Raw genomic sequence first — 26,958 nt, 5'->3', positions numbered from 1 at the left:
TTGGGAATTCAGCAAATAGCGTACCATATGTCCGCGAACAGGTGAAAATCTAGTATTTTATTAAAAATAGGGGCTCTGATGTCCGTTTAATTGTGTGGGGAGTAGGATTAGATGCCAAGGGTCATAAAATTATATTATAAAGAAAAGGAGAGTTGAATGATTTAGCTCTTCTTTTGTATTTTCATAGATTTTCTGTTGCTAACTTGCTACAATGTTCTAGTCGTCTCTAAGCTATATTCCTCTGTCTACTATTTGAAGGAAAAGGTATCATTATTAATTCTCGAGCAATTCATAAAGTTTATCACAGGTTTGTTCTATGTTCATTTCTGAACACAAACCAAAGTGAATGGGAATGGAAAATCGTGCGAATAATACAAGAAAAGATTTGGAGGGTAAGAAATTGAAGAAATTATTTTTAGGTTTAATTACGTTGGTCTTATTATTTTCATTAGCAGCTTGTGCGACACCAGAGGAAGAAGAGAATAAAGAGAAAGAGCAGGAGAAGGAAGAGACGAAGGAAACGACTTTGTATGATGAAATCAAAGAAAATGGCGTTCTCTATGTGGGAACAGAGGGGACATATGCGCCATTTACTTTTCACAATGAAGAGGATGTCTTGACTGGTTATGATGTTGAAGTGATCAAAGAAGTGGCGAAGCGGATGGATTTAGAGGTCGAGTTTAAGGAAACCCAATGGGATTCGATGTTTGCTGGCTTGAATGCGGAACGATTTCATTTGATCGCTAATCAAGTAGGAATTAATGAAGATCGTAAGGAAAACTATGATTTCTCTGAACCGTATACATACTCAACGGCAGTGCTTGTTGTACCAAAAGACAGCGAGGGGATTACGTCTTTTGAAGATTTATCAGGGAGAAAATCGGCGCAATCCTTAACAAGTAATTATGGGAAGATTGCTGAAGATAATGGCGCTGAACTTGTTGGGGTTGAGGGACTTGCGCAATCGATCGAGCTGATCAAACAAGGCCGTGCTGAAGCAACGGTTAATGATAAATTAGCTGTGTTAGATTATATCAAACGACGTGACGATCAAGAAATTCACATTGTCGCTGAGTCCGACGAGATGACGGAAATGGCGTTTACTTTTAACAAAGGAAATCAAGAGCTGATCGATGCAATCAACGAACAATTAAACGCGATGAAAGAAGATGGCACATTAACACGGATTTCTGAAGAATGGTTTGGTGAAGATGTTTCTAAAAAGTAATATCATTTATACGATCACGGCAGGAATGGAGGGATGGGAATTATTTATTAATTCCCTTCTTCCTATGCTATTAGGGGCGATTCAATATACGATTCCATTAACATTAATATCGTTCGCAGGGGGATTAATTCTTGCCTTACTTACTGCGATGATGCGCTTATCAAAATCGCGCTTCATTCGAATGCCAGCGGTTATTTATGTATCGGCAATTCGTGGAACACCATTGCTTGTGCAATTATTTATTATTTTTTATGGTCTGCCAAATATTGGCCTGAATATTGACCCGTTTCCAAGTGCTGCGATTGCCTTTATTTTAAATGTTGGGGCTTACGCTTCAGAAATTATCCGGGCTTCAATCCTCTCGATCCCAAAAGGACAGTGGGAAGCTGCCTATACAATTGGCATGACAAGGAGGATGGCGCTCAGAAGGATTATTCTGCCACAATCGGCACGGGTTTCGGTACCACCCTTATCGAATACTTTCATTAGTTTGGTAAAAGATACATCGCTTGCTTCATTGGTGCTCGTAGCGGAGTTATTCCGCAAGGCCCAGGAAATTGCCGCACGAACCTATGACTTTTTATTGTTGTATATCGAAGCGGCGCTTATCTATTGGGTAATATGTTTTCTATTATCGTTAGTGCAAGTCGCCATTGAAAAGCGCTTGGATCGGTATGTGGCGAAGTAGGGAGGGGGAGAATTTGTGTTTTTAACCATCAGTGGCTTGGCAAAGTCGTTTGGAGAGAATGAAGTGTTAAAAGATATCAATGTTGAACTCGATAAAGGCGAAGTGTTATCGATCATTGGCCCTTCCGGATCTGGGAAAACGACGTTGCTGCGCTGTTTTAACGGACTCGAAACGCCAGATAAAGGCATCATTAGATTCGAGGATGGCTTGGAGCTAAATTATGAAGAAAAAATCAAAAAGCAAGCTGTCGACCGTTTAAGAAAAAAGTCTGGAATGGTGTTTCAATCCTATAATCTGTTTCCGCATAAAACGGTGCTGGAAAATGTTATCGAAGGACCGATAATTGTTCAAAGAGAAAAGAAAGCAAGCGCGATTGAACGTGCCGAGATCCTGCTTTCAAAAGTAGGTTTAAAAGAGAAGATGGATTTTTATCCGCATCAGTTGTCAGGTGGGCAGCAGCAACGAGTTGGAATCGCCCGAGCTCTGGCCTTGAAACCGGAGTTAATGCTGTTTGATGAACCAACATCCGCGCTTGACCCTGAATTGATTGGCGAAGTGTTGACGGTGATGAAAGACTTGGCGAGAGAGAACTGGACAATGATCATGGTGACCCATGAAATCCAGTTTGCAGGGGAAATCTCTGACAAAATTCTGTTCATGGATGGCGGCTATATCGTTGAACAAGGTCATCCTCAAGACGTGTTGAAAGCGCCAAAACAAGAACGGACGAAGCAATTTTTGCAGAGAATCTTAAATCCGGCATGATTTAGTGATAACCAACGCAAATGAAAAAAGACCAAGTGCTGCTAACACTTGGTCGATGCAACTACATTCCGAATTAAGAGAAAACTGCTTCTGCGGTTACTTGTCGCATGCCTGCAAAGACGCAACGTAAGTAGTTGGCAGGCTAGCCAAATGGAATGTATGTTTTTTTACCTGAAGAGAAGTAATTGCCTTATCTACTGATCCAAAGCGGGAGGCGGTTACTTCTTTTTTTTGGTGAATGCAACTGTAGCATCCCCAATGTCGACAACGATGAGCCCACTATCTCTAACGATTTTTTCCAATACTGGTACCGTACGTGGACACTTTACTGTGGTTTGTCTTTTTGCGGTACCTGGTACTGAACATATGGTCCGGAACATATGTACCTGTCATTACCTGAAAAATCTTGTTTTACAGGAAGTTTTCACGAGTAAAAAAATAACTGATAGCGGTACCTGATTTAAACGTGTAGTAATGCTGAAATAGATGTGTAAATTGTATATTCTATTAAATGATTTCTATAGAAGGATACGAACATATGTGCCAGAATAAAAGTGCAACTACATAAAGCAAGGTGGCGGCTGAACTCCCTTTAGAAAGGGGGTGAAGCTTATGACGGCATATCAAGCATTTAGTTTGATCGCACAATTTAGTTTAGTACTAATAGCGATACTTACACTTCTTGTTACTATTGTCGTCAATCTAAACAAAAAGAAATAGCCACCCTGCCGCCAAGTAAGGTGAGCTATTTCTCTTAGAAATACCTAAATTGGTTAGCCGCTTTCATGCGGCATGTAGTTGCATTGACTGGGCATTCGCACTGCTCAGTCTTTTTTAATTCTACGTTGTTTATAATTTTATTATACATCTTTTTCGAGCAAAAAGGCAATCTGGACATCAACAAGCAAACAGGTATTAGAAATCGTATTCGAACCAGTCAAACGAGTCTTATATGGTATCATCATCATATTAGTGAAGAAAAGTAGCCAGCCAATAGAAATAAGGAATACCGACAACTAAATTAAATGGGAGTGTTAACCCAAGTGCTGAGCCTAAATAAAGTCCGGAGTTCGCTTTCGGGATTGCGTGGGCAATCGCTGCAGGCGCAGCAATGTATGAAGCACTTCCAGTTAAGACAGCAAGGATCACCGCTCCGCCTAGTGATAATCCGATAAAGTGTCCGACGAGTACTCCAATTGTCCCTCCAATCACCGGCAATAGAAAGGCAAACAGAAATGAGAGCGGATTAAAGTGATCGATTTTTAATAAGCTCTGTGTAGCGACCATCCCCATATGCAATAAGAAAATACATAATAATCCATAAAATAAATCACCGAATAAAGGCTGAATTTTAAGAAGGCCATCCATATGGGCGACAAGTCCAATGAAAATTCCACCTAATAACAGAAAGATACTCTTGCCAAAAAAAGCTTCCTTGACGACTGTCTTTAAGCCGGATTTTGCATCGTCGGTGACTTCTCCTTGTTTTTGTGTATACATGTTGTAGAGAATTATGGCGAGTATGATTGCAGGTCCTTCCATAATAACGAGGATGGCTGACATATAGGCTTCATAGGTTACACCGATTTTGTCCAAAAAAGCTAACCCAGCTATAAATGTTACGGCGCTTACCGAACCGTAATGAGCAGATATTGCAATTGAATCAACGACCGAATAGTTAAAGAGCTTGTTAATAACGATGTATGCAATAAAAAGCATCAAAAAGCTTAAAAAAATGGCGGCAAGAATTGTTGGAAGCATTTCTAAAAAAGCGACATCACGCAGCTCAATTCCACCTTTTATCCCGATCGTAAATAAAATAATCATCGTATAGCCCGTATAAAACGCTGGCGGAACTTCCAGGTCAGAGTTAACAAGTACAGCAACAATACCAATAAGGAAAAATAAAATAACGGGCGATAGTAAGTTTACATAGGCAATCTCAATGATTTGTTCCATAATTAGCACCTCTTACTTTGATAAGAAACCATAATCCAAGCAATCTTTGCAGCAGTTATTAGCGTTCCCATTAATTATGGGAGGGAAACGCAGGAAATACAGGTCCCTTTCCCAAAAGGGATGAGCATGTAAGGAGATATCCAAGATAAAACAAAGAAAAACCGCCCTAAGCGGACAGTTTTCATTATGCAGGGTTTGGATCCTTTTGTGTCCTTACAGATTTAATTAACCAATTGTGTTGAGCAAGTTCAGTCACAGAAAGCAAAACTGCGGCTAATATTGCACCGAAAAATGTAACTTGTGCAACTTGAAATAAAGAAACGAAGTAAACAATGAGTGTTGCTGCTATAAAGTCGACAATTGTACTAATCCAAAAAGTACCTTTTCTAAGAATGACAACTTCCATCATATGAGCAGCGATTGCTAAAATTAGACCTACAATAATTGGTTGATATAACGCGGAATATTCAACATTCGGAAATATTAGCCAAGCTATCATTACGGTTATTGGACAAACGAAAATCTTTACAATCAAACCGAGCATTCAAGAAAACCTCCAGATTTTACAGTTTATTTTGCCCGTTAAATCATGGCTTATTTGAAGGTTGGTGGGTTTGTTTTATTATGCTCCGTATTAATAAAAATTAGCCGCTATTGAGTCCCTAATCGTCACTTGTTTAATACAAAAAAAAATAGCCGCCTTGCCCTGGGAAAGTAAGGTAGCTATATACAGTTATCTTTTTATGGGTGCCTCATAGTCCCCCTTGTCTCTTTTTTAAAAATTGGTATTTGATCTAGTCACGAATCAGCGGCTGAATAAGGCGAATACTAAATTGAAGGTTACTTCAGCAATAGCTGTGAATACACCAGCATTGTTTTTAAAAGCAAGTAAATGAATTAAGAAACAGAGTAAATGTCCGACAAAATGTTGTTTTTACCATATTATTTTTAAATCCTTATTCATTAAATTGGAAAGGAAGATTGTTTATGACACAAACACAAACAATGACTTTGTCCAGAGAAGATGTTACGACAAAAACACAAACCATTACAGTTGCCAGAGGCGATGGGATCGGTCCGGAAATTATGGATGCAACCCTCAAGGTTTTGGAACACGCCGGGGCAAACATTAAGCCTGAATTTATCGACATAGGTGAAAAGGTGTATTTAGCAGGAAACACATCTGGAATTCCTGATGAAGCCTGGGACTCACTAAGACGTAACAAAGTCTTTTTTAAAGGGCCAATTACTACACCTCAAGGGGGAGGATATAAAAGTTTAAATGTGACGATTCGTAAAACGTTAGGTCTCTATGCGAACGTAAGACCAAACATATCGTATGCCCCATTCATTAAAACGAAGCACCCAAACATGGATCTTGTGATTATTCGTGAAAATGAAGAAGACTTATATGCAGGCATCGAACATCAGCAAACGCCTGAAGTGGTTCAATGTTTAAAATTAATTACACGTCCGGGTTGTGAAAAAATTATCCGGTATGCCTTTAAATATGCGAGACAAAATAACCGGAAAAAAATTACCTGTTTCACAAAAGATAATATCATGAAATTAACCGATGGTATGTTCCATAAAGTTTTTAATGAAATTGCCGAGGAATATCCAGAGATTGAAACGGAACATTGGATTATTGACATCGGGATGGCGAAAATAGCCGATTCACCTCAGGATTTTGATGTCATCGTCATGCCAAATCTTTATGGGGATATTGCCTCTGACGTTGCCGCTCAAATTACCGGAAGTGTTGGACTTGCCGGCTCAGCGAACATTGGCGATCATGTAGCGATGTTTGAAGCGATACACGGAAGTGCTCCAGATATTGCCGGAAAAGGAATTGCAAATCCTTCAGGCCTAATTCACGGTGCCATTATGATGTTAGTTCATTTGGGCCAAGTTGAAATTGCGTCACGCATTCACAATGCTTGGTTAAAAACATTAGAAGATGGTATTTATACAGGTGATATTGCAAAAGGTGGAGCTTCAGTCGGGACAATGGAATTTGCTGAGGCTGTCATTGCAAGACTTGGTCAAAAGCCAACCGTATATGAACCTGTAGAATACAAAAATGAGGAACAGGCAGAGACGAATGACATCACACTTCCTTTAAAAGCAAATGAACGCCCAAAAGCAGATGTCGTTCGAAAACTTGATGGGGTCGATGTGTTTTTATATAATACTGAGCTTAGTCCTGATGAATTGGGGAAAAAGCTGGAAACACTTGCCGGACCAAAATTTTCATTGGCTGTGATTACAAACCGAGGGGTAAAAGTGTATCCACATGGATTTCCAGAGACGTTTACTACTGATCACTGGCGCTGCCGCTTCCAGATCAATGAATCACAGGACAATATAACAAACGAAGATATCATTCAGCTGCTTGACCAAATTCAACAAGCAGGCTTAGATTTTATTAAAACGGAACATTTATATACATTTAATGGTGTACTAGGGTACTCTCTAGGTCAAGGTCAATAAATAAAGGGACAAGGGGAGAGGTCCCTTGTCCTATAAAAAATATCCACTTTCTAAATTGAATAAGGGTTCCTTAATCGGGTGCCAGTTGTTCATTAAAATATATTGGTTAATTCTATGTACAGTATCCTCACGTGCTTTTTGCAAAAACGATCTATCATGACTGGAAAAACGGTGTTTAAATTGCCTATTACATCTTGATAATCGTCAAAGAAACAAGAAAAAAGTAACCGTTCCACGCTTGGCCAAAAGTTAGGATAGGTTACTTTTCTCTATGAAATCTACTTAATTATAGGTCAGCCGCTCTTCATGCGGCATGTAGTTGCATCGACTGAGCATTTGTGGTGCTCAGTCTTTTTTTATTATACGTTGATTATATGTATATTATACAGGATTTTCAGATTGCAAACAATATACAGTGTCTTGTTACGGGTACCTGTTCCTCGATGGGGTAATGTGGTAAGGTGGACGTTGCTTACATGATAAAAGCCAGTAATTTATTAATGGTTCCGATATAGTTTGTTAGAAAAGTGGTCTGGGATAACGGCTTCTTCTTTATTTTGTAAACAATAATGGGCGGACTGTTTTTGTGGTACGGGTATTTTTAAGGACATATGGTACGTTATTTGTGACAAAAATGCTGTTTTGAGAGGTTTGGCGGACATATGGTACGTTATTTTGCTTAATAGACTGATTGTTTGCGGAGAATTCAACAAATAAGGTACCATATGTCCGCGAACAACATAATAAAGGGGAGTTTTTTTAAAATAAGGGATCTGATGTCCGCTTAATTGTGCGGGGGAGTGAGATTAGGTGCCAAAGCTCATTAAAATATATTGGTTAATTCTGTGTTTAGTCATTTATCAGCCGATTTTTACTGCTTATCAGCGAAATTTACCTATTTATCAGCCAATTTCAGCTGTTTATCAGCCATTTACCAATTGCAGGAAAAGAACTATAGCATTACCTCTCGTTTAGCACGCTGCACGGTGCAGTTAACATTGAACTTCATACTAGAGAAAGCGCCCATTTTTGTTGGCAAAATCCAGATGGGAAAAGTTCCATGAAAAGTAATCTATCATTTTATAGTCGAAAGGTATTATAATTAGGTTAATATATTATAGTCTGTCAAATGGCAGTGTTTACTATCTGTTTCCTTACGATAATATTGAGTACTACTTACTAGAGTGTACACCTTAGATGCTTTTGCTTTGATTAAAGTAAAAACGAAGAAGAGGTATCATGATGGAAAAAGAAACGATCATTTTTTTGCATGGAATGGTAGGAAATAAGAACGCATTTAAAAAGGAAATAGAGAAGTTAGAAACTCACTATCATTGTATATCCTACGACTTTTATGATTCTGAAGTGTCATCAGGTGGCAGCGATCCACTGTCTATAGAGTTATTCCTGAAGCAGCTGGATTCGAAATATCGTAAAGCGGGAATAAAAAAGGCCCATTTATGTGCTTTAAGTTTCGGGTGTATCATTGCTGCTGCTTTTGCGAGAAAGTTTCCTGAGAAGGTAACGAGTTTGACGTTTGTCGGGGGATACCTTTGTAATGGGCCATCGAAATTTATTGACACTGTGACTAAGTTGCTGGAAGAGAAACACAAATTTGATCATCCAACGTGGTTAAGACAATGTGCGAGATTGCTAAACCCAAATATCGCCTGTGTCACTGAGGACTCTGAAGCAATTTTTCTAAATTATTCTCTGCAAATGGACCCTGATTTATTTGTTCAAGCTCTTCGATTACATCTTGGCTACGATTCAAAAGCCGTGTTAGCGGGAATCAACATCCCTATTTTATGGGTAATGGGGAAAGAGGATCATTTGTATAAAGGCACTCTTGTCAATTTGAAGGACTGCATTCCGCATGTAGTCTATAAAGAGATCAAAAATGCTGGTCATGTAGCACATATTCACAAGCATCAACAGTTTATGTCGATGTTTCGATCTTTTCTTAGAACTACAGCATCAAGAAGACTGTTAATAGTGAAAAGAGTAACCTATGTTTAAGGTTTTATTTGAAAAGTCAATCCTTTGCGTTGGAGTCGTGTCCATAGTAGAGGATTTTTTTACAGCTAATATACTCTTAGTATTCTAGCTAAATATTATGTCTGTTATGCTATAATTTTTTTAGAATAGTTTTTAAGTAGTAGGAGGTATCACCTTTGTCGATAAAAAAGAAACTGTCTTTAATTTTTACTTCGCTAGTACTATGTATTTTGATCGCTTATAGTACTTTGCACTATGTACGATCTAAGGAGCAACTGATAAATTTTAGTGAAAAAGAAATAGAATTGATTATCCAGGAAGTATCATACCAAGTAGAAAATTCGAAAAATGGTGCACAATACGTAGAAAATATTTTGGGGAGAGAGTTAAGAACGGCTGCAATTGCGATCCAAAACTCCTTGCCTGCAAATCATGAAGATGTGACAAATGAACAATTAGTTCAGCTGGCTGAAGAACTGATGATATCACATATTACATTATTGGCCGAAACAGATGATGATATCATCGGGGTGAAATCCTCTGATCCTCATGAGATTGATATGTCAACGAAAGAATGGGAATTTTGGTATCACGCATTTCAACAGCTTTTCGCTCTAACACCGGTGGATGTTGATGAAGGACAAGCACTGCCAAACTATTGGACTGGTCCAATTGAGGTTGCCGCGAGTAATCCTGACCATACGGACAAATGGGGTTATTATCATGATGGATCGACGAATTATATTATCAATCCCTATTTGCGTGATAATCAGGTACTTGATTATGAGAAGCGTTTTGGGCCGGCAATTGTGATGGATCGATTCAAAAAAAAGCTTGAAGGTGTCCTTGAGCTGACAGTGTTCAATCCGAAAAACTTTGGTCAAGAGACGGAAATCGTTCATAAAAACGGAAATAGTTTTGTCCGGATTGCTGATCAGCCGATTTGGTATGGAACCTATGAATATGGAAACCAACCAGTAGATGCCGAACTTGTACAAAATGTTTTAAAAACAGGTGAGTCAGAGTACTATATGGAAGAAATCAATGGGACAATGGTGAAAAAAACATTCGTTCCAATAGATGCCGATACGGATGATCCCTATGTAATTGGTTTAGCCTATGATTATAGTTTAATTCAAAAAGAGCTTAAAGCAGAACTGCTGCAGCACGTTCTTTTTTCAATTCCGTTCATATTGGTTGTTTTTCTGACAAGTCTTGTTTTCTCACGTTCAATTACAAGGCCAATTGGAACTATTGTAGAAAAGGTCAACGAAATTGCTCAAGGAAAATTTAGTGAAAATCTTATTTTAAATCGAAAAGATGAACTCGGGCACCTTGCGCAAAATGTAAATGCACTATCAGACTCCCTGCAGTGCTATGTTACTGATTTAAAAAAGAGCAAGGAAGTTATTCAGTATCAAGCTTATCATGATCCGCTTACAGGTGTATGGAATAGACGATATTTTCAAGAAGAGTTAAATCGGAGAATCGAAAGGGCGAAAGAAACAGGAGCGATTTTTGCTGTTTTATTTATTGATATCGACCGATTTAAAGATATTAATGATACGTTGGGACATGCAAAAGGGGATCAGTTATTAAAGCTGATTTCTGAGCGGATCGAGGGCGGTCTGACGAAAGGAAATTGTGTTTTTACTCGACAGGGCGGGGACGAATTCGTTCTATTATGCAGCGAACTTGAGAAAGAAGAGATTATGGCAATGGCTGAAAAAATTGTAACAGCCATTAATCAACCTTTTTTACTCGACGGAAATGAAGTATATATCAGTGCTAGTTGCGGGATAAGCTTGTATCCGGAACATGCTGAAGATACAGATAGTTTAATGGTTTATGCTGATGGGGCGATGTATGCTGCGAAGAGACAAGAAGGCAATAAAGTAGTTCTTTATAATGAAGAAATTAACAAAGAAAAGAATGAGAGACTTCGTATCGAAGCACGTTTACGAAAAGCGATTAAAAATAAAAAAATTGAAGTCTATTATCAGCCTAAAATCGATGCACGTGCTGATAAAGTAATGGGAGTCGAAGCGTTGCTGAGATGGACAGATGAGGAACTTGGTTTTGTATCACCAGAGAAGTTTATTTCTGTTGCAGAGGAAACCGGCCTTATCCATCCTTTATGGGAGACGGCTATGAAACAAGCCTGCACTCAGGTTACGAAATGGAATGAAAATAGAGATGAACCGTTAAGCCTGGCTGTTAATTTTTCAGCGAAGCAATTTCAAGACCCGTGTTCCTTAGTGAACCGTGTGAAAGAGATCCTTTCTGACTTTAGCTTAGCTCCGGCGTATTTTGAAGTTGAAATTACTGAGAGTACGCTACTATTCAATTCGAAAGAAACGATCAGAGCGTTAAAAGATTTACAAGAGTACGGAATTTCGATTTCCATTGATGATTTTGGAACGGGCTATTCTTCGTTAAGTTACTTGAAGAAATTACCGATTAATTGCCTGAAGATCGATCGTTCATTTATCCAAGATATTCGTGAAGATGAGAGTCAATCCGAAATTCCAGAAACGATCATTAATCTTGCACGGGGCCTTAGATTACAGGTCATCGCTGAAGGGGTAGAGGAAGAGTATCAAAAAGAATTTTTATTAAAAAATGATTGCTGCCACATGCAAGGGTATTTGTTTAGTAAACCGCTGTGCGGAAGCGACCTTGAGCAATTCCTTATTGGCAGGTAAAGTATCACACTTGCGCTCATCACCTTACTAGGTGGTGGGCTTATTTTTTTACTTGGAAATGGTGGCTGTCACTTTATGGACAAGAGGGAAGGGGTTTCGCGGCCGTCAGAGGGTGAACATGTCCTGTAATTCGATCCATTGAAGCACCGCATTGCCTTCGGGCTAAAGTGGTTGAAAAGTTCATTCTCTTTTTTTGCTGTAAAAAGTGACGTATTATTTTAAGTTAAATAATGGTATAATAGTAACAGCAAAAGGAGTTGGTATTATGCCAAATATTAAACCTGTTTCAGATTTAAGAAATTACAATGAAGTTTTAAAAGATATTTCTGTTGGTGATCCAGTTTTTTTAACAAAAAATGGTCGAGGTAGGTATGCAATTGTTGATATTGAAGAATATGAAAAAAATCAAGCTACCATTAAACTCCTCTCAAAACTTATGGAAGCGGAAAAGGCAGTAAAAACAGGAGATGAGTGGCTAACCGAAGAACAGGTTGATGATGACCTGTGAGTTTAAATTTTATGCATAAATTGAGAATTAACCCTGTTGCGAGACAAGACCTGATTGAAATTAAAGAGTATATTACTAAAGAGCTCGATAATCCAACTGCTGCTGTAAATGTAGTTTCAAATATTATTGAAAGTTACAAAAAGCTAAAAGAATTTCCGATGTTAGGTCTAGAGTTATCATCAAAGATTGATATTGAAACAGATTATAGATTTTTAGTCAGTGGAAACTACATTGTTCTTTACAAAGTTGACGATGTTTATGTATCAATTTATAGAATTTTGTATTCAAGAAGAGATTATGTAAAGTTATTATTTAGTGAAGATCTGAAGTAAAATAAGGAACAGTGATACCTTTTGAAATATATATAGTTGAAATGACACTCAATCTTGGTACCAGGTGGTACCTCACGTGCGCTCATCACCTTACTTGGTGGAGGGCTTATTTTTTTACTTGGAAATGGGGCTGTCACTTTATAGACAAGAGGGAAGGGGTTTCGCGGCCGTCAGATACCTTATTTTCATAAAAAAGGATAGATTGAGAGGCTTGGCGGACACCACAGCACTTATTAAGTGATTTTGAGAGAGTTTTAGAGACAAAATAGACAAATAAGGACTGTGGTGTCCGCAGAGATCGAAAAACTAGGGAAAAAAGAGGGAATAAGGTACCTGGTGTCCGTGAAAAACAGAGATAAGAGATGAGCGTAATGTTTTGAGTGCCTAGTCCCTCGGTGCGTGATGTCCGCCGCCTGCTTACACGATAAAAGCCAGCTTGTAGATTTGTCGTGGTCTGCCTCTGCTGATTGGTTGCTCTTCGCCAATGATGTTGACATAGTGATGTTCTTCCAGCTTACTCAAAATTCTTCTGGCACTTCGGATGGTAATCCCGAAACCATTCGCTAAATCATGGGCAGTGAACGTTTTTGTTGAAAGGTTTTCGTTAAATGCCAGTAATTTATTAATGGTTCCGATACTTAAGCCGGCGGTCTTGGCAATGGTGAGGAGTTCTGGATGATTGCTTCGAACAGAGTAAGTCAGCTGGGCACTTTCGCCAATCGGTCCATGAACATGACCATCTAATTCAACAATGAAGCAGCTGCTGTTGTCATGAGACTTGGCTTTTGAAAAGCCTTCATAAGCTTTAAACTCCGCCTCATGTGCGGTACTTCCAAAGCCGATTCCGATGAACGCAGTAAGATGTAATTCCTCCTCTATCCGTTGTAAAATATCAATCGATTGAAAGTGATTGGTGATGCTTTCAATTTGCCCGCGTGTTGTAATAAAACGAATTTCACCGTGATCTGACCAATCAATAATCGCTTGAATGTCCTCGCCAAAATCGATAAGCAATTGTTGCAGCTCTAGTTTTTTTCGTTTGATTTTGTAGTCGGAATCGCCCCATCTCTTGCCCGAATGACTTTCATGGATGCCGATGAGACCAATGGCAATTTGACTTTCCACCTGGTGTAAATTTTTTCCCTCCAATAGTGCTTGTTTGATCGTGTTGCGGATCGATGATTTAGCAGGGGAAATCCGGTAAGTTGGCAGCCCTAAGCCTTTTAATTGATGATACACAGAATATACACTCGTAATGACTGCTTGTACTTGTTTTTTCTCCCATAGGCGATAATGAAACTGGGCCAGGTCATCCAAATCTTCATTAAAACCGCATTCCTTCGTAAATGTTTGTTCGATACTAATTTCTAATTCTTCTAGACATTCTCGAATCTCTGATTCCGCGGGATAATCGATACTGAATTGGAAAGGCTGATCATGGTTTGTTTCTGCTGTTTTTAACATCTTGAAAAGTCCGCGATAGATGGAGATTTCATTATATGGGACATAGATCATCGGTTTGTTCATGCTGATTTCATTTCGCTTAAAAAAATCATGAGCAACGAGATACGGAATGGGTCCCCCGAATAGTAAAATATCATTTTCCTCAAGGTGCTTCATGGCTAGATCTTTTGCTTCTTTCGGGTCACAAAAGACATCGATAGTTAAACAAAGGTCTTCAATGGTCGCAGCAATCTCCCGTGTCGTCTCTATCATATCTGGTGTAACAATCGCCGCAACGTTTATTTTTTTCACAAGATCCCCCCCCTAATAACTGAACGAGTGAATGATTGATTTTATTATACTTGCATATTCTGAATTTTCAAAATAAAAAGGTCTATTTACGGACATGGTAACTAATTCATTTTTCACTTAGTATAAAAGATATCAAAAATAAAGTTCGAAAAATTGTAACAATTTGAACTAGAGAGGGAGGTGTGTCATTGTAAGAGTAGTTCTATATCTAGAGGTAAATCATAATAAGAGGTAGTGATATGAATGGAGAGTATATTGATTGCATCAATGATTGTTTTATTCGCTTCAATGCTCCAAGCATGTACAGGATTTGGATTTTCAATTATGGCGACACCATTTTTATTGTTCATCTATGCCCCGCAGGTTGCGATTCAAATTAATATTATTTTGTCTATTTTGATTTCCATTTTCATTGTACCGAAAATCTATAAAGAGGTTGATCGCAGGCTTCTGCTTTTACTCGTAAAGGGAAGTATTATTGGTGCACCGATTGGAATTGGGATCTATTTATTTTTAGATGTTCAAGTGTTAAAAATTATTATCAGTCTACTTATTCTCGCTTTAACGCTATTATTAATTTTAAAATTTACGGTGAAACAAACAACAGGTAAGGATCTTACTTCAGGTGGTTTGTCCGGTTTATTAACAACAAGTATTGGAATGCCAGGACCTCCATTATTACTCTACTTTTCAGGGGCTAGAATCGAAAAGTCAGTTTTGAGAAGTACAACGCTAACGTTTTACCTGTTTATCTATGTTGTTGCTCTTGTGATGCAAATTACGTTTGGATCAACAAATATCGATATTTGGATCACATCACTGATCTTACTGCCTGTGACGGTTTTGGGCATGTTTCTCGGTCAGCGGCTGTTTCGTTACATTAATCAAAGGGTGTTCCAAATTATTACGTACGTTATCCTTGCTGTAACAGGTGTCCATTTACTCGTAAGTTCAATTTAGCAGAAATAATAAGTAGCCATTCCTTTTTATCGATAGTGCGTATAGTAAAAATTGAAAAGTGGTCTTTTTTTTCGATTAAAATTACTGAATATTTAAAATAGTTAAAATATTTGTAGAGATAAGGAGGAAGCGGGTATGAGGTATATTTCGAATGTGTTTTCACGTATCGCAGAGAGGTATTTACCAGATGCATTCATTTTCGTTTTTGCACTGACATTATTTGTTTTTATCTTAGGGGTGTTTAAAGGATTCAGTCCGAAAGAGGTGCTGGATTTCTGGGGAAGCGGGTTTTTTAATATTTTTGAGTTTACTGCCCAAGCGACTTTAATTCTAGTGACTGGTTTTGCATTAGCACATACACCAATCATTAATAAAGGGCTAAAAGCATTTGCTCGAATTCCGAAAAACGAAGTACAAGTCATTATTGCAACAACATTAGTGATGATGGCATGCAGTTGGTTTTCATGGGGATTTGGATTAATTGCCGGTGCGATTGTTGCACGCGAAATGGGGATTGTCCACCACGGTAAAATTCATTATCCGTTAGTTGTCGCTTCGTCTTATGCAGGCTTTATTGTCTGGCATGCCGGCTATGGAGGAGCGATACCGACGTTAATCGCGACCCCTGGTCATTTCCTTGAAGAACAAATGGGTGTCATTTCTGTATCGGAAACGATTTTTGCACCATCAACATTAATTATGGTAGGTGTGTTAGCGGTGGTCATTCCACTTAGTCTTGTATTCATGAGACCGAAACAACATGAAATACGGACAAGCCTTCCAGAGTCAGAGCTTATAAAGGAAGAAACAGCGAGTGCGATTGAACCTGATGTATCGAAGGAAATGATGACACCAGCAACAAAATTAGAGGAAAGCCGTTTTGTCCCTCTTATTCTGGGAGCGATGGGGATTCTGTACTTACTTAGTCATTTTGCTGGCGGTGGAGCGATTACGATTAATATCGTTATTCTAAGTTTCTTTGCTGCAGGTTTACTTCTGACTCCGAATGTAAGAAGTTACATTAAATCGTTTACAGGTGGAGCGAAATCTTCTTATGGGATTATTATGCAGTTCCCATTTTATGCGGCGATTATGGCAATGATGGTTCAAACGGGAATGGCTGCCGATATCGCCAATGCCTTTGTGTCGATTGCGACTGAAAAAACATTACCGTTCTTCGGCTTTATTAGTGCAGGGATTGTGAATATGTTTGTTCCTTCCGGCGGCGGACAATGGGCGGTTCAAGGACCAATCATGGTCGAAGCGGCCAACCAATTAGGAGCAGATATGGCGAAAGTGGCGATTGCCGTGTCATGGGGAGATGCGTGGACAAATATGATTCAGCCGTTCTGGACATTGCCGTTATTAGCGATTGCAGGTCTTGGTATTCGACATATTATGGGTTATACTGCTGTGATTTTACTTGTCAGTGGTGTGGTACTCAGTTTAGGGTTATTACTTTTATAAAGAGAGTGGGGAGGAATCAATATGGCATTAACTGGTTTATCAGCAGTCGAACTTTCGAAGTTAATAAAGACAAAAAAGGTTTCAGCTGTTGAAGTTGTCGAGGTTCATCTCACACGAATTGAAGAGGTGAATCCAAAGATTAATGCGCTATGTACAGTTTTACATGATCAGGCACTGCTGGCAGCAAGAGAAGCAGATGCTGCGGTTAGGAATAATGAGGAGTTAGGACCTCTTCATGGCATACCTGTTGCGTTAAAAGATTTAACACCTACTGAAGGAGTTCGCACGACTCGCGGATCAAAGCTTTTTACAAACAATATCCCGAGTGAAGACGCACTTATTGTTCAGCGGATCAAACGTGCCGGTGGAATTATTATCGGAAAAACAAACACCCCGGAGTTTGGCCATAAAGGAGTGACAGATAATCTTCTCTTTGGTCCGACACGTAATCCATGGAATTTGGACCGGGTTGCAGGTGGTTCCAGCGGCGGGTCGAGTGCTGCTGTTGCAGCAGGATTAGTGCCCATTGCTGAAGGGAGTGATGGTGCAGGATCAATTCGGATTCCAGCCAGTATGTGTGGTGTATTCGGGTTTAAGCCAACCTATGGCCGGGTTCCTGATGTCCAAGGGGCGTTCTCCAGTCATTCCCCATTTTTCCATAATGGACCGATTGCTAGAAATGTGACTGATGCGGCGTTACTGTATGATGTCATGGCCGGTTCGCACTATTCTGATCCATTTTCAATTCCAAGCAGCGACGATGTTCTCAATAGCATTGATGGCGGAATTCGCGGGTTGAAAGTCGCCTACAGTTCAAATCTAGGTTATTTTCAGGTCGATCCTGAGGTAGAGAAAGCGTGTCAAAAAGCTGCTGAAACATTTGCGAGTTTGGATTGTGTTGTTGAGGAAGTCGATCCCGGTTTTGATGAAGAGCTTGAGAGGGACTTTATGATATTGTGGTACGGGAAGCTGGCAAGTATGTATGGCGATCTTTCTGATGAGGAGTTTGCGCTGCTTGAGCCGAAAGTTCAGGAATTAATCCATGAAGGGAAAAAAATGAGTGCGGTTGAATATGTACGGGCGAACCTTGCCCGGGAGAAGGTTTGGGGTAAGTTATTGGAAATTCATAATAAGTATGATTTACTGCTCTGTCCAACAACCGCTGTCACTGCTTTTCCTGTTGAACATGGGGCTCCATCTGTTATTAACGGGAGAAGCATTAACCCTTTAATTGGCTGGTTTTTGACTTATCCGTTTAATCTGACTGGGAATCCGGTGTCATCTGTGCCATGTGGATTTTCAGGTGATGGGCTGCCGATAGGGTTACAAATTATTGGAAGACATTTAGCTGATGAGGTAGTGCTGCGTGCATCACGGAGTTTTGAGCAAAGTACCAGGTATTTTGAAAAGACAAGAGTAGGGGAAGTGCATGTTTAAGGAGGGTGTTATCGTTTGGTAGGAGAGTAGTCAGGGATGGGCTGCTCTTCTTTATTTGTGAGTTTCTGCGGCGGTGGTGTTTTGCTGGACATATAGTACGTTATTTGTGACAAAAATGCTGTTTTGAGAGGTTTGGCGGACATATGATACGTTATTTTGTATAATAGATTGATTGTTTGCGGAAAATTGAGTAAATAGGGTACTATATGTCCGCGAACAGCATAATATAGGGGGTTTTTTTAAAAATAAGGTACTATATGTCCGCTGAATTGTGCGGGGGGTGGGATAGGTGCTCGTGTTCATTAATAATCCAATACAAGCAGTAGTTTCGGAAATTGCTTTGGATTATGATGCATGATCAGTATAATAGCCATGTTTCTTTAATGGTTAGACATAGAGTAAATAGCCAGTAGGGATTTGAAGAGAAACAAATCATATTGTTTTTGGATTCTACTATTCTCTGCAATAGAAGGATGGTAGAGAAATAGGAATCAGAATCAGCTTCACTATCTCGTGCAATATCATTTTTTTTTAAAGTTGTTTGACAACGAGGTGAACATCAGTTATTCTAATATACATAAAATACTTAATATTCGTTTTTGAATACGTATTCAGAAACAGTGATAAATTTTTTTTGAATGAATTTGAATACGTATTCAAACTTTGAAGGGAGAGAGTTTGGATGGCAAAGTTTTTGAAAGTAGGGAAGAGTCAAGAAGAGATTGCTCAAAATGATGCACAAGTATCTGAGGTAGTAAGTGGAATTATAAAGCGTATTGAAAACGAAGGGGATGCTGCAGTAAGAGAACTATCTGAGAAGTTCGATAAATGGTCTCCTGAAAGTTTTCGTTTAACAAATGAACAAATTGAAGAAATTATGAGCGGAATTGACGAGCAAACTATTGAGGATATTAAATTTGCGCAAACACAAGTGCGTACATTTGCACAAGCTCAAAGAGAATCAATGAAAGATGTTGAAGTTGAAACTCTACCGGGAGTTATTCTTGGACATAAAAATATTCCAGTGAGCAGTGTTGGTTGTTATATTCCAGGCGGACGTTATCCAATGGTCGCTTCTGCACATATGAGTGTACTTACAGCGAAAGTAGCTGGTGTAAAACGTGTAATCGCTTGCACTCCTCCAATTCAAGGTGAAATTCCAGCAGCAACTGTTGCGGCAATGCACTTAGCAGGAGCGGATGAAATTTATATTCTTGGTGGAGTTCAGGCAATGGTTGGAATGGCAGTCGGTACGGAAACGATCGCGCCTGTAGATATGCTGGTAGGACCGGGTAATGCTTTTGTTGCTGAAGCGAAGCGTCAATTATTTGGACGTGTAGGGATCGATTTATTTGCGGGTCCAACTGAAACATTAGTTGTTGCTGATGAAACAGCAGATGCTGAAATGATCGCGACTGACTTATTAGGTCAAGGAGAGCATGGTCCAACATCACCAGGAGCTTTAATTACAACATCTGAGAAGCTAGCTAACGAAACAGTGGAAGAGATTGAGCGTCAACTTCAAATTCTTCCAACAGCTGATATTGCTCGTGTATCTTGGGAAGATTACGGCCAGATTATTCTAGTTGATTCGATTGAAGAAGCGTTAGTTGAAGCGGATAAATTAGCTTATGAGCACGTGGAAATTTTAACAGAAGACCCTGATTATTTCTTAAATAACATGGCAAATTATGGTTGCTTGTTCTTAGGGCCAGAAACAAATGTAGCGTATGGTGATAAAGTAATCGGTACAAACCATACACTTCCTACAAAAGGTGCAGCACGTTACACGGGCGGACTTTGGGTTGGTAAGTTCTTGAAAACTTGCACATACCAAAAGGTTACTCCAGAAGCGAGTGCATATGTTGGTGAATATGCTGCAAGACTTTGTCAGCTTGAGAACTTTGCCGGCCATGCTGAGCAAGCGTTACTGCGTGTTCGCCGTTATGGAAAGAAATAATAGTATTTAAAAATAACAGTAAAAGTAGCCAAGTACTTGTGATTGGGTCTTGGCTACTGTTACTATTACAGAATAATTTTTTTCTTAGTTTCGAAATAATTATTAGACTTTTGTAAATCTTTTGCGTTTACAAAATAAAAATGAGTTGGTATAATACCCTTGAATACGCATTCAAAAATATTCAACTTATTTAGTAATTATGGCGATTTGAAATTATATGATATAATTTCTCTGCTAAGTAGGGCAGGAGGAGTGTATCGTGGTCAAAAAAAAGGTTACTGCAATGGATGTAGCAAAACTGGCGGGAGTATCACAGCCGACAGTATCAAGAGTCTTTGGGTCGGGTGCGAATGTATCTGAAGGTAAAAGGCAACGAATTTTAGAAGCAGCTGAAAAGTTAGGCTATCAACCAAATGCAATTGCTAGAGGTTTAACGACGAATAAGACGCAAATGGTCGGTATCGTCATGAAGGACATTCAAAATCCATTCTATCCAGAAGTTCTTGAACGATTTTATAAAGAATTAGCTAAGAGAGGCTATCATTTACTCTTTATTAATTCTGATAATGATCAAGTAGAAGAAAATGAAATTAGTAAGTTGATAGAATATAATGTTGAAGGTGTGATCATTACAGACGCCCTGCTTTCTTCATCTGCTGCTGCTAGATTCATTCGAAATGACATTGTCGTTGTGTTATTTAACCGGTATATTCAGGATAATTATTACAGTGCCGTGTATTGTGATAACTATTCAGCTGGTTATGAAATTGGTCAATATCTAATTGAATTGGGACATCGGGAACTAGCGTTTATTTCAGGTCCGGCTAATACGTCAACCTCGTATGAACGTAAAAAGGGATTTGAAGAAGCCGTCTTACATGAAGAGAATGTTCGTTTGTATATCGAAAATGGGCATTACACGTACAAAGGTGGTTATGATGCTGCAATACGGTTATTAAACAATCATAAGAATGTTGAGGGTATTTTTTGCGGGAATGATATATCTGCTTTAGGAGTCATGGATGCCGTTCGTTTCTTAGGATATAAAGTCCCTGACGATATTTCAATTGTGGGTTTTGATGATATTACCATGTCAAGCTGGACAAACTATTCTCTTACGACGTGGAAGCAACCTGTTGAGGAAATGGTGCAAAATACAATTAGTATACTCCTTAATGAAATCGACGGTGACAATGAAATTAAATCAGTGAAGTCGATACAAGGAGAACTTATTGTAAGGAACTCCGTTAAAGATAGACGTAACTCATAAGACCAAAGAATAATACAAGAATCAAACATTATGACTGTAGTTAACAAGTGTACTCTGCCAAACTCAGTCGTTCATTTTTAATGAAAATTGAATACGTATACAAAAAGGAAATATATTTTTTCCAAAAATATGTATGCGTATTCAATTTTCATAAAAAACACTTTTATTAAAGGTTATCCTTTATAAAATAAAGTAAAAAATCAAGATGGGGGTATAAAAATGAAAAAACGTTTAGGGTTATCAATTATGACTTCAATTCTAGGTTTATCCTTACTTGTAGGTTGCGGTGGTTCTGCGACACAAGAAAATACAGGTGGAACAACTGATGGTGGGGGAGAGCCGGTAAACTTAGTTCTTTCTCATACAGGGGCTCCTGATACACCAGTATATGATACGTATGAAAAGTTTAAAGAAGAATTAGAGGCCATTTCAGAAGGTGAGATCACAGTAAAAATTCACCATAGTGGAACACTAGCTGGAGATACACAAGGGGTTGAAATGTTACTTAATGGAACATTAGATATTGCAACAGCAGCTACAAATAATATGTCACCATTTACAGATGCGTTCCAAGCGTTTGATCTTCCTTACATGTTTAAAGATGTAGATGCGACACATAAAGTGTTAGAAAACGAAGAGCTTGCCAGTGAATTTGAAGCGATGATGAAAGAAGATGTTGATCTTGAACTACTATTTTATTTAGATCCAGGTTCACAGCGTGATGTAATGAACTCTAAAGTTCTCGCAAAAGTACCTGCTGACCTTAAAGGAATGAAATTCAGAGCAGCAGAAAGCCCAATCGAATTAGCGGCAAACGAGGCACTAGGCGTAACACCAACACCAATTACATGGGTTGAAGTATACTCAGCACTTGAGCAAGGTGTAGTAGATGGATTGTTACAACAACATCACTGGGCAGTAACAGCGAACTTACATGAAGTAACGAAATATGTAACGGAAACTGGTGGAATCCATGCAATGCACATCGCATTCATGAGTAAAAAATCATTTGATAGCTTATCTGAGGAACAACAAAACATGGTTTTAGAAGCAGCACAAAAAGCACAAGCGTTCAACTTTGAAAATGCTCCATTACAAGTTGAAAAAATGAAAGAAAAGATGGCTGAAGAGGGAGTAGAATTCTACACACCAACACCTGAGGAAATGGAACTTTGGGTAGAAGCTGGTCGTTCAATTTGGCCGCAATTTGAAGGTAACTTCCCTGAGGGATTAATTGATCGTATCCAGGCAGCTCAAGAGTAATTTCAAGCGAGTTTGTATGTAAGATAAGAGGGTTCAATCATTCATGAGATGAACGAAGAACCCTCTTCTTACTTTTCATTAGACGAGGGGGTGGAAACCTTGGTAGATAAATTAGAACAACAACTGGGAAAAATAAGTGATGGCTTAAATAAAGTATCAAAAGTATTACTAGGTATTATCGTTGGAAGTATGTTTTTAATCATCTTGTCACAAGTAGTCCTTCGCTATGTCTTTGGCAGCGGTTTTTCTTGGGCAGAAGAGGTTACTGTATTCCTAATGGCATGGATGACATTTATCGGATCAGCAATCGCTGTTAAGCAGGCTGGACATATTAATATTGATATCTTTATTGATCGATTATCGTTAAAACTAAGATGGATCGTTGTTTTTGTTAGTAAGTTACTCATTTTAGCGTTTATTCTTATTTTTACTTATTATGGTTATTTATTCGCTGTAGGAAGTTTTAATTTTAATTCAAATGTGCTTAGAATTCCGTTATTTTGGCCAAGGTTTTGTATTACTGTAGCGGGAGTAATGATGGTAATTCATATGGTACACTCTCTTTTAAAAGATATTAAGGAGGTGAAAGGGAGATGATATGGTGGTTAATCATTCCATTTTTTGTATCACTAATTATTGGAATTCCTATCTCCTTTAGCCTCGGAATTGCAACAATACTTTTTGTATTTGTTACAGCAACCGTTCCTTTGGATGTTGTCATTCAAACAGTATATAAATCTGCAGAATCTTTCCCGTTAATGGCAATTCCATTCTTTGTTCTTGCCGGGGAATTAATGAATAGATCTGGTATTACTTCCAGACTTATTAATTTTGCAAAGTTTTTCATGGGTAGAGTCCGCGGGGGATTAGCGCAAGTAACGATTACCTCTGGTGCCGCCTTTGCCGGATTGTCAGGTTCTTCTGTTGCTGAAACAGCGGCACTTGGGAAAACATTAGGTCCGACGATGGAAAAGGAAGGCTATAAGAAAGACTTTGTTGCAGCATTAATCGCAAGTGCTGGTGTTATGGCACCGGTTATTCCTCCGAGTGTCATTATGATTCTTTACGGAGCGCAAATGAACGTTTCAATTGGTAAGCTATTTATGGCAGGGATTATTCCTGGTCTAGTGATGGCAATCCTATTAATGGTTCTGGCGTATATTATCTCGGTGAAAAAAGGCTATCCAAAATCAACGATTCCATTAACATGGAAAGGATTTATGGAAGTTACTCTTGCAGCAGCGTTAGCATTTGTCATGCCGGTCATCATTATTGTCGGTATTCGTGGTGGTATCTTTACGCCAACTGAGGGTGGAGCTGTTGCAGCTGCTTATGCGTACATTATCGGTGGTCTCGTATACCGTACGTTAAAATGGAAGGACATTATTGATAGTTTAATTCAAACGGGTATTATTTCAGCAGTTATTATGCTTGTCGTATCGATGTCTGCACCATTTGGCTGGGTAATGGCTTATTTCTCAATCCCGCAGGCGTTCGCAGATTCTTTATTAACGGTGACTGAAAATCCTACGATCATCCTCATGATTATTATAGCGATTTTGATGTTTGTAGGGATGTTCCTGGAGGGCGCGGCAATCGTTATGTTACTTGGTCCAGTATTTGCACCAGTGGCAGTGGCTCTTGGAATGGATCCGGTTCACTTTGGTATTGTTATGATCATGGCAATCGCAATCGGTATGGCAACTCCGCCAGTCGGGGTTAACCTCTTCGTCATGGTACCAATCATGGGTACGAAGATGGAGAAGATCAGTATTGCCGTCATGCCTTTTATCGTGGTCCTAATGATTGCGCTATTAATTATCGCTTTCGTACCTGATATTGCATTATGGCTGCCTAACTTATTTGAGTGATGGTAGGGAGAATTTTATAAAACATTGTGAAGGAGGACTTGTGGAAGTCCTCCTTTGTTATGTTCTGATAAGGGAATCTATTATTCTCTATTTTTTTTGCTGAAATTCCTCTGAATGAATAAAATAGTAAGGTACTGACTCTCATTATTTCGTAATTAGGATACGTTATTTAATGAAAAACTACATATTTTAGTAAAATGCTGCGGGTTACTAACTAAGTCTTAGTCATTTATAAGCCGATTCCAACTGTTTATAAGCGAATTTTCCTATTTATAAGCGAATTTCAGCTGTTTATAAGCCATATCGAACAGTTTATTAGCTAATTTCCATCCTCTGGAAAAAAATCCTCCTAAAACGCCTCTTTTTTTGGTGCCGGAAAAAGGTGTCACAATTTTATTGGGATATGCAATCATATTGTCGCTATCTTACATACGATACAGAAGTATAACTTTCGTACTATAGGAGGGCGTCACATTGGCCAAACATAAACACTCGCCAGATCATTCCAAGGGAAAAAATAAAAGACCGAATTTCCTTGTTATTCTTGTTGATGAGCAACGATTTCCAACAGTTTATGAAAACGAAGAGCTAAAAGAATGGCGAAAAAAATATTTGAAGACACAGGAGCTTCTACGGGAAAACGGGATGTCATTTCTAAATCATTATATTGGAAGTACAGCTTGTTCACCTAGTAGAACAACGCTTTACACAGGTCAGTACCCTTCCCTGCACGGGGTCACTCAAACGACCGGTGCAGCGAAAGGCGCTTTTGATCCGGATGTATTCTGGCTTGATCACAATACAGTCCCTACTCTAGGTGACTATTTTCGTTCTGCAGGTTATCGAACGTTTTGGAAAGGGAAATGGCATGCTTCTGATGAGGATATTATCGTTCCGGCAAGTCATAATGCAATGTTGAGCTTTAACCCAACAACTGGTGTCCCTGATCCCGAGAAACAACAGCTTTATGTAAATGCAAATCGGCTAGATTCCTATGGCTTTGATGGGTGGGTCGGTCCTGAACCACATGGATCAAACCCGCGAAATTCCGCTTCATCTGCTGCGATTGGGTTAAGTGGCCGTGATGTTGTATATTCTGAAGAGGTCGTTCGATTAATTCACTCCCTGGAAGGTGAAGTTCAAGCAAATAATCACAAGCCTTGGTTAATTGTTTCATCATTTGTAAATCCGCATGACATTACCCTATTTGGGCTATTCACACAATTACTGCCAACATTTAATTTTTCTATAGATCCTTCTGTTCCCTTTATACCGCCAGCTCCGACAGCAAATGAAAACCTGCTTACTAAGCCCTCAGCCCAAAGTAATTACCGAGACGTATATCAACAGGCATTACAACCTACATTAGATACACCTTTTTACAGGAAACTATACTATTCACTTCATAAGCAGGTTGATGATGAAATGTATAAAGTATTTACCGCTCTTAAGCAGTCTATTTTCTATGAAAATACAATTGTGGTATTTACTGCGGACCATGGCAGTCTAGTTGGAGCCCATGGAGGATTGTTTCAAAAATGGCATAATGCCTATGAGGAAGCACTTCATGTTCCACTCATTATACACAGTCCGAAATACTTCGCTCATAGTAAAGAAACGGATATGCTGACAAGTCATGTGGACATTGTTCCGACTTTATTAGGACTTGCAGACATTGATGTACAAGAAGTCCAAGAGAAACTGAAAAAAGACCACACAGAGGTCCATCCCCTGTCAGGTCGTGACCTAACTTCATTAATTAATGGGAATTCTGAATTTACTCGCTGTGATGAGGCTCTTTACTTTATGACTGATGATGAATTTTCAAAAGGCTTAAATCAATACACTCTAACTGGCCAGTCATATGAAGCGGTTAAACAGCCTAATCATTTGGAAAGTGTCATCGTCAAACTGCCAACAGGCGATGCGAACTCAAAGGAAATTTGGAAGTTTACTCGTTATTTCGATAATCCGCAATTTTGGAGTGATCCAGGCGTTGAAGATGTTGAAACGATCCAGAAAAAAGCGACAGATGTTTCAGAGGATCTTCAGGCTGCTATTTGTATCACAACCACCAAAATTCAGCCAGTCCCGGATCAATTCGAGTTATATAACCTAACGAAAGATCCACTAGAAGAAGTAAACCTTGCAAACCCTGTACATGAAACACCTGAATCAAAAGTGATTCAAAAACTTTTAACAGGAATTCTTCAAGAACAACGCAGACAAAAAAGACTTACTCCTTCAAGTGGTTAATGCTTCATACCAAAGGACATTAGTGAAAATTGGGTATACCATC

General features: G+C 38.9%; 22 protein-coding genes. 19 read left to right on the top strand and 3 right to left on the bottom strand.

The genetic code is table 11. The features are described 5' to 3' along the window. Nucleotides 1-400: 400 nt before the first annotated feature. From ACJ2A9_RS17825 to ACJ2A9_RS17810, 4 genes are all read left to right on the top strand, one after another. On the top strand, nt 401-1,228 hold the full coding sequence (locus ACJ2A9_RS17825) for an amino acid ABC transporter substrate-binding protein (protein ID WP_441423035.1): 828 nt from the start codon (nt 401-403) through the stop codon (nt 1,226-1,228). Beyond that, on the top strand, nt 1,212-1,916 hold the full coding sequence (locus tag ACJ2A9_RS17820) for an amino acid ABC transporter permease (RefSeq protein WP_441423061.1): 705 nt from the start codon (nt 1,212-1,214) through the stop codon (nt 1,914-1,916). Before ACJ2A9_RS17825 ends, ACJ2A9_RS17820 begins: the two co-directional genes overlap by 17 nt. A gap of 15 nt (nt 1,917-1,931) precedes the next feature. After that, nucleotides 1,932-2,681, top strand: a complete 750-nt coding sequence (locus ACJ2A9_RS17815; protein WP_441423034.1) for an amino acid ABC transporter ATP-binding protein — start codon at nt 1,932-1,934, stop codon at nt 2,679-2,681. A gap of 612 nt (nt 2,682-3,293) precedes the next feature. After that, on the top strand, nt 3,294-3,401 hold the full coding sequence (locus tag ACJ2A9_RS17810; RefSeq protein WP_441423033.1) for a putative holin-like toxin: 108 nt from the start codon (nt 3,294-3,296) through the stop codon (nt 3,399-3,401). Between the two features lie 249 nt (nt 3,402-3,650). Here the strand turns inward: ACJ2A9_RS17810 and ACJ2A9_RS17805 are convergent, their stop codons facing one another. Further along, entirely contained in the window at nt 3,651-4,640 is a 990-nt protein-coding gene (locus tag ACJ2A9_RS17805) for a sodium-dependent bicarbonate transport family permease (RefSeq protein WP_441423032.1), read from the bottom strand. 184 nt (nt 4,641-4,824) lie between these two features. Further along, entirely contained in the window at nt 4,825-5,184 is a 360-nt protein-coding gene (locus ACJ2A9_RS17800) for a DUF2512 family protein (protein WP_441423031.1), read from the bottom strand. Between the two features lie 443 nt (nt 5,185-5,627). Here ACJ2A9_RS17800 and ACJ2A9_RS17795 point away from each other — a divergent pair, with 443 nt between their 5' ends. The 6 genes from ACJ2A9_RS17795 to ACJ2A9_RS17770 all read left to right on the top strand — a co-directional run bounded on the left by ACJ2A9_RS17795 (nt 5,628) and on the right by ACJ2A9_RS17770 (nt 12,676). After that, nucleotides 5,628-7,133 (top strand): NADP-dependent isocitrate dehydrogenase, encoded by a 1,506-nt coding sequence (locus ACJ2A9_RS17795; RefSeq protein ID WP_441423030.1) that lies wholly within the window; start codon nt 5,628-5,630, stop codon nt 7,131-7,133. 810 nt (nt 7,134-7,943) lie between these two features. Further along, nucleotides 7,944-8,108: a hypothetical protein gene (locus tag ACJ2A9_RS17790; RefSeq protein ID WP_441423029.1), complete on the top strand. Its 165-nt coding sequence runs from the start codon at nt 7,944-7,946 to the stop codon at nt 8,106-8,108. Between the two features lie 267 nt (nt 8,109-8,375). Next, the gene (locus ACJ2A9_RS17785; RefSeq protein WP_441423028.1) at nt 8,376-9,152 is read left to right on the top strand and encodes an alpha/beta fold hydrolase; all 777 of its coding nucleotides are present in this window, start codon (nt 8,376-8,378) and stop codon (nt 9,150-9,152) included. A 155-nt stretch (nt 9,153-9,307) separates the two neighbouring features. Next, nucleotides 9,308-11,836, top strand: coding sequence for a putative bifunctional diguanylate cyclase/phosphodiesterase (locus ACJ2A9_RS17780; RefSeq protein ID WP_441423027.1), 2,529 nt, complete (start codon nt 9,308-9,310; stop codon nt 11,834-11,836). Nucleotides 11,837-12,101: 265 nt separating this feature from the next. Continuing rightward, on the top strand, nt 12,102-12,344 hold the full coding sequence (locus tag ACJ2A9_RS17775) for a type II toxin-antitoxin system prevent-host-death family antitoxin (RefSeq protein WP_441423026.1): 243 nt from the start codon (nt 12,102-12,104) through the stop codon (nt 12,342-12,344). A gap of 11 nt (nt 12,345-12,355) precedes the next feature. Further along, a complete protein-coding gene (locus ACJ2A9_RS17770) occupies nt 12,356-12,676 on the top strand; it encodes a type II toxin-antitoxin system RelE/ParE family toxin (RefSeq protein WP_441423025.1) in 321 nt (106 codons plus the stop codon). A 417-nt stretch (nt 12,677-13,093) separates the two neighbouring features. Here ACJ2A9_RS17770 and ACJ2A9_RS17765 read toward each other — a convergent pair whose 3' ends face one another. Further along, nucleotides 13,094-14,431 (bottom strand): transcriptional regulator, encoded by a 1,338-nt coding sequence (locus ACJ2A9_RS17765; protein ID WP_441423024.1) that lies wholly within the window; start codon nt 14,429-14,431, stop codon nt 13,094-13,096. 243 nt (nt 14,432-14,674) lie between these two features. Here ACJ2A9_RS17765 and ACJ2A9_RS17760 point away from each other — a divergent pair, with 243 nt between their 5' ends. The 9 genes from ACJ2A9_RS17760 (at nt 14,675) to ACJ2A9_RS17720 (ending at nt 26,915) form a co-directional block, all read left to right on the top strand. Beyond that, the gene (locus tag ACJ2A9_RS17760; protein WP_441423023.1) at nt 14,675-15,391 is read left to right on the top strand and encodes a sulfite exporter TauE/SafE family protein; all 717 of its coding nucleotides are present in this window, start codon (nt 14,675-14,677) and stop codon (nt 15,389-15,391) included. A 135-nt stretch (nt 15,392-15,526) separates the two neighbouring features. Beyond that, the gene (locus ACJ2A9_RS17755) at nt 15,527-16,858 is read left to right on the top strand and encodes a short-chain fatty acid transporter (RefSeq protein WP_441423022.1); all 1,332 of its coding nucleotides are present in this window, start codon (nt 15,527-15,529) and stop codon (nt 16,856-16,858) included. A gap of 21 nt (nt 16,859-16,879) precedes the next feature. Continuing rightward, nucleotides 16,880-18,295, top strand: coding sequence for an amidase (locus tag ACJ2A9_RS17750; RefSeq protein WP_441423021.1), 1,416 nt, complete (start codon nt 16,880-16,882; stop codon nt 18,293-18,295). Between the two features lie 682 nt (nt 18,296-18,977). Then, nucleotides 18,978-20,255, top strand: coding sequence for a histidinol dehydrogenase (gene hisD / locus ACJ2A9_RS17745; RefSeq protein WP_441423020.1), 1,278 nt, complete (start codon nt 18,978-18,980; stop codon nt 20,253-20,255). Nucleotides 20,256-20,514: 259 nt separating this feature from the next. Further along, nucleotides 20,515-21,525, top strand: coding sequence for a LacI family DNA-binding transcriptional regulator (locus ACJ2A9_RS17740; protein ID WP_441423019.1), 1,011 nt, complete (start codon nt 20,515-20,517; stop codon nt 21,523-21,525). A gap of 219 nt (nt 21,526-21,744) precedes the next feature. Further along, the gene (locus ACJ2A9_RS17735) at nt 21,745-22,788 is read left to right on the top strand and encodes a TRAP transporter substrate-binding protein (protein WP_441423018.1); all 1,044 of its coding nucleotides are present in this window, start codon (nt 21,745-21,747) and stop codon (nt 22,786-22,788) included. Nucleotides 22,789-22,887: 99 nt separating this feature from the next. After that, entirely contained in the window at nt 22,888-23,385 is a 498-nt protein-coding gene (locus ACJ2A9_RS17730; RefSeq protein ID WP_441423017.1) for a TRAP transporter small permease, read from the top strand. Then, nucleotides 23,382-24,659, top strand: coding sequence for a TRAP transporter large permease (locus ACJ2A9_RS17725; protein WP_441423016.1), 1,278 nt, complete (start codon nt 23,382-23,384; stop codon nt 24,657-24,659). Before ACJ2A9_RS17730 ends, ACJ2A9_RS17725 begins: the two co-directional genes overlap by 4 nt. A 474-nt stretch (nt 24,660-25,133) precedes the next feature. After that, nucleotides 25,134-26,915 carry a sulfatase-like hydrolase/transferase gene (locus ACJ2A9_RS17720; protein ID WP_441423015.1) on the top strand — a complete coding sequence of 594 codons (1,782 nt, stop codon included), beginning with the start codon at nt 25,134-25,136 and terminating at the stop codon, nt 26,913-26,915. Nucleotides 26,916-26,958 lie beyond the last annotated feature (43 nt).

Origin of the sequence: Anaerobacillus sp. MEB173 (assembly GCF_052119505.1) — a bacterium.
In the GTDB taxonomy this organism is placed as follows: Bacteria; Bacillota; Bacilli; order Bacillales; family JBJMAU01; genus JBJMAU01.
The sequence above is the reverse complement of the archived record's forward strand: the minus strand, read 5'-3'. Positions and strand labels throughout refer to the sequence as shown.

Bases quoted from the DNA above. Each gene is read 5' to 3' on its own strand.
- ACJ2A9_RS17805 (WP_441423032.1), bottom strand. From the start codon at position 4,640: ATGGAACAAATCATTGAGATTGCCTATGTAAACTTACTATCGCCCGTT.
- ACJ2A9_RS17820 (WP_441423061.1), top strand. From the start codon at position 1,212: ATGTTTCTAAAAAGTAATATCATTTATACGATCACGGCAGGAATGGAG.
- ACJ2A9_RS17750 (WP_441423021.1), top strand. From the start codon at position 16,880: ATGGCATTAACTGGTTTATCAGCAGTCGAACTTTCGAAGTTAATAAAG.
- ACJ2A9_RS17725 (WP_441423016.1), top strand. From the start codon at position 23,382: ATGATATGGTGGTTAATCATTCCATTTTTTGTATCACTAATTATTGGA.
- ACJ2A9_RS17755 (WP_441423022.1), top strand. From the start codon at position 15,527: ATGAGGTATATTTCGAATGTGTTTTCACGTATCGCAGAGAGGTATTTA.
- ACJ2A9_RS17800 (WP_441423031.1), bottom strand. From the start codon at position 5,184: ATGCTCGGTTTGATTGTAAAGATTTTCGTTTGTCCAATAACCGTAATG.
- ACJ2A9_RS17775 (WP_441423026.1), top strand. From the start codon at position 12,102: ATGCCAAATATTAAACCTGTTTCAGATTTAAGAAATTACAATGAAGTT.
- ACJ2A9_RS17760 (WP_441423023.1), top strand. From the start codon at position 14,675: ATGGAGAGTATATTGATTGCATCAATGATTGTTTTATTCGCTTCAATG.
- ACJ2A9_RS17770 (WP_441423025.1), top strand. From the start codon at position 12,356: ATGCATAAATTGAGAATTAACCCTGTTGCGAGACAAGACCTGATTGAA.
- ACJ2A9_RS17795 (WP_441423030.1), top strand. From the start codon at position 5,628: ATGACACAAACACAAACAATGACTTTGTCCAGAGAAGATGTTACGACA.
- hisD (WP_441423020.1), top strand. From the start codon at position 18,978: ATGGCAAAGTTTTTGAAAGTAGGGAAGAGTCAAGAAGAGATTGCTCAA.
- ACJ2A9_RS17735 (WP_441423018.1), top strand. From the start codon at position 21,745: ATGAAAAAACGTTTAGGGTTATCAATTATGACTTCAATTCTAGGTTTA.
- ACJ2A9_RS17785 (WP_441423028.1), top strand. From the start codon at position 8,376: ATGGAAAAAGAAACGATCATTTTTTTGCATGGAATGGTAGGAAATAAG.
- ACJ2A9_RS17810 (WP_441423033.1), top strand. From the start codon at position 3,294: ATGACGGCATATCAAGCATTTAGTTTGATCGCACAATTTAGTTTAGTA.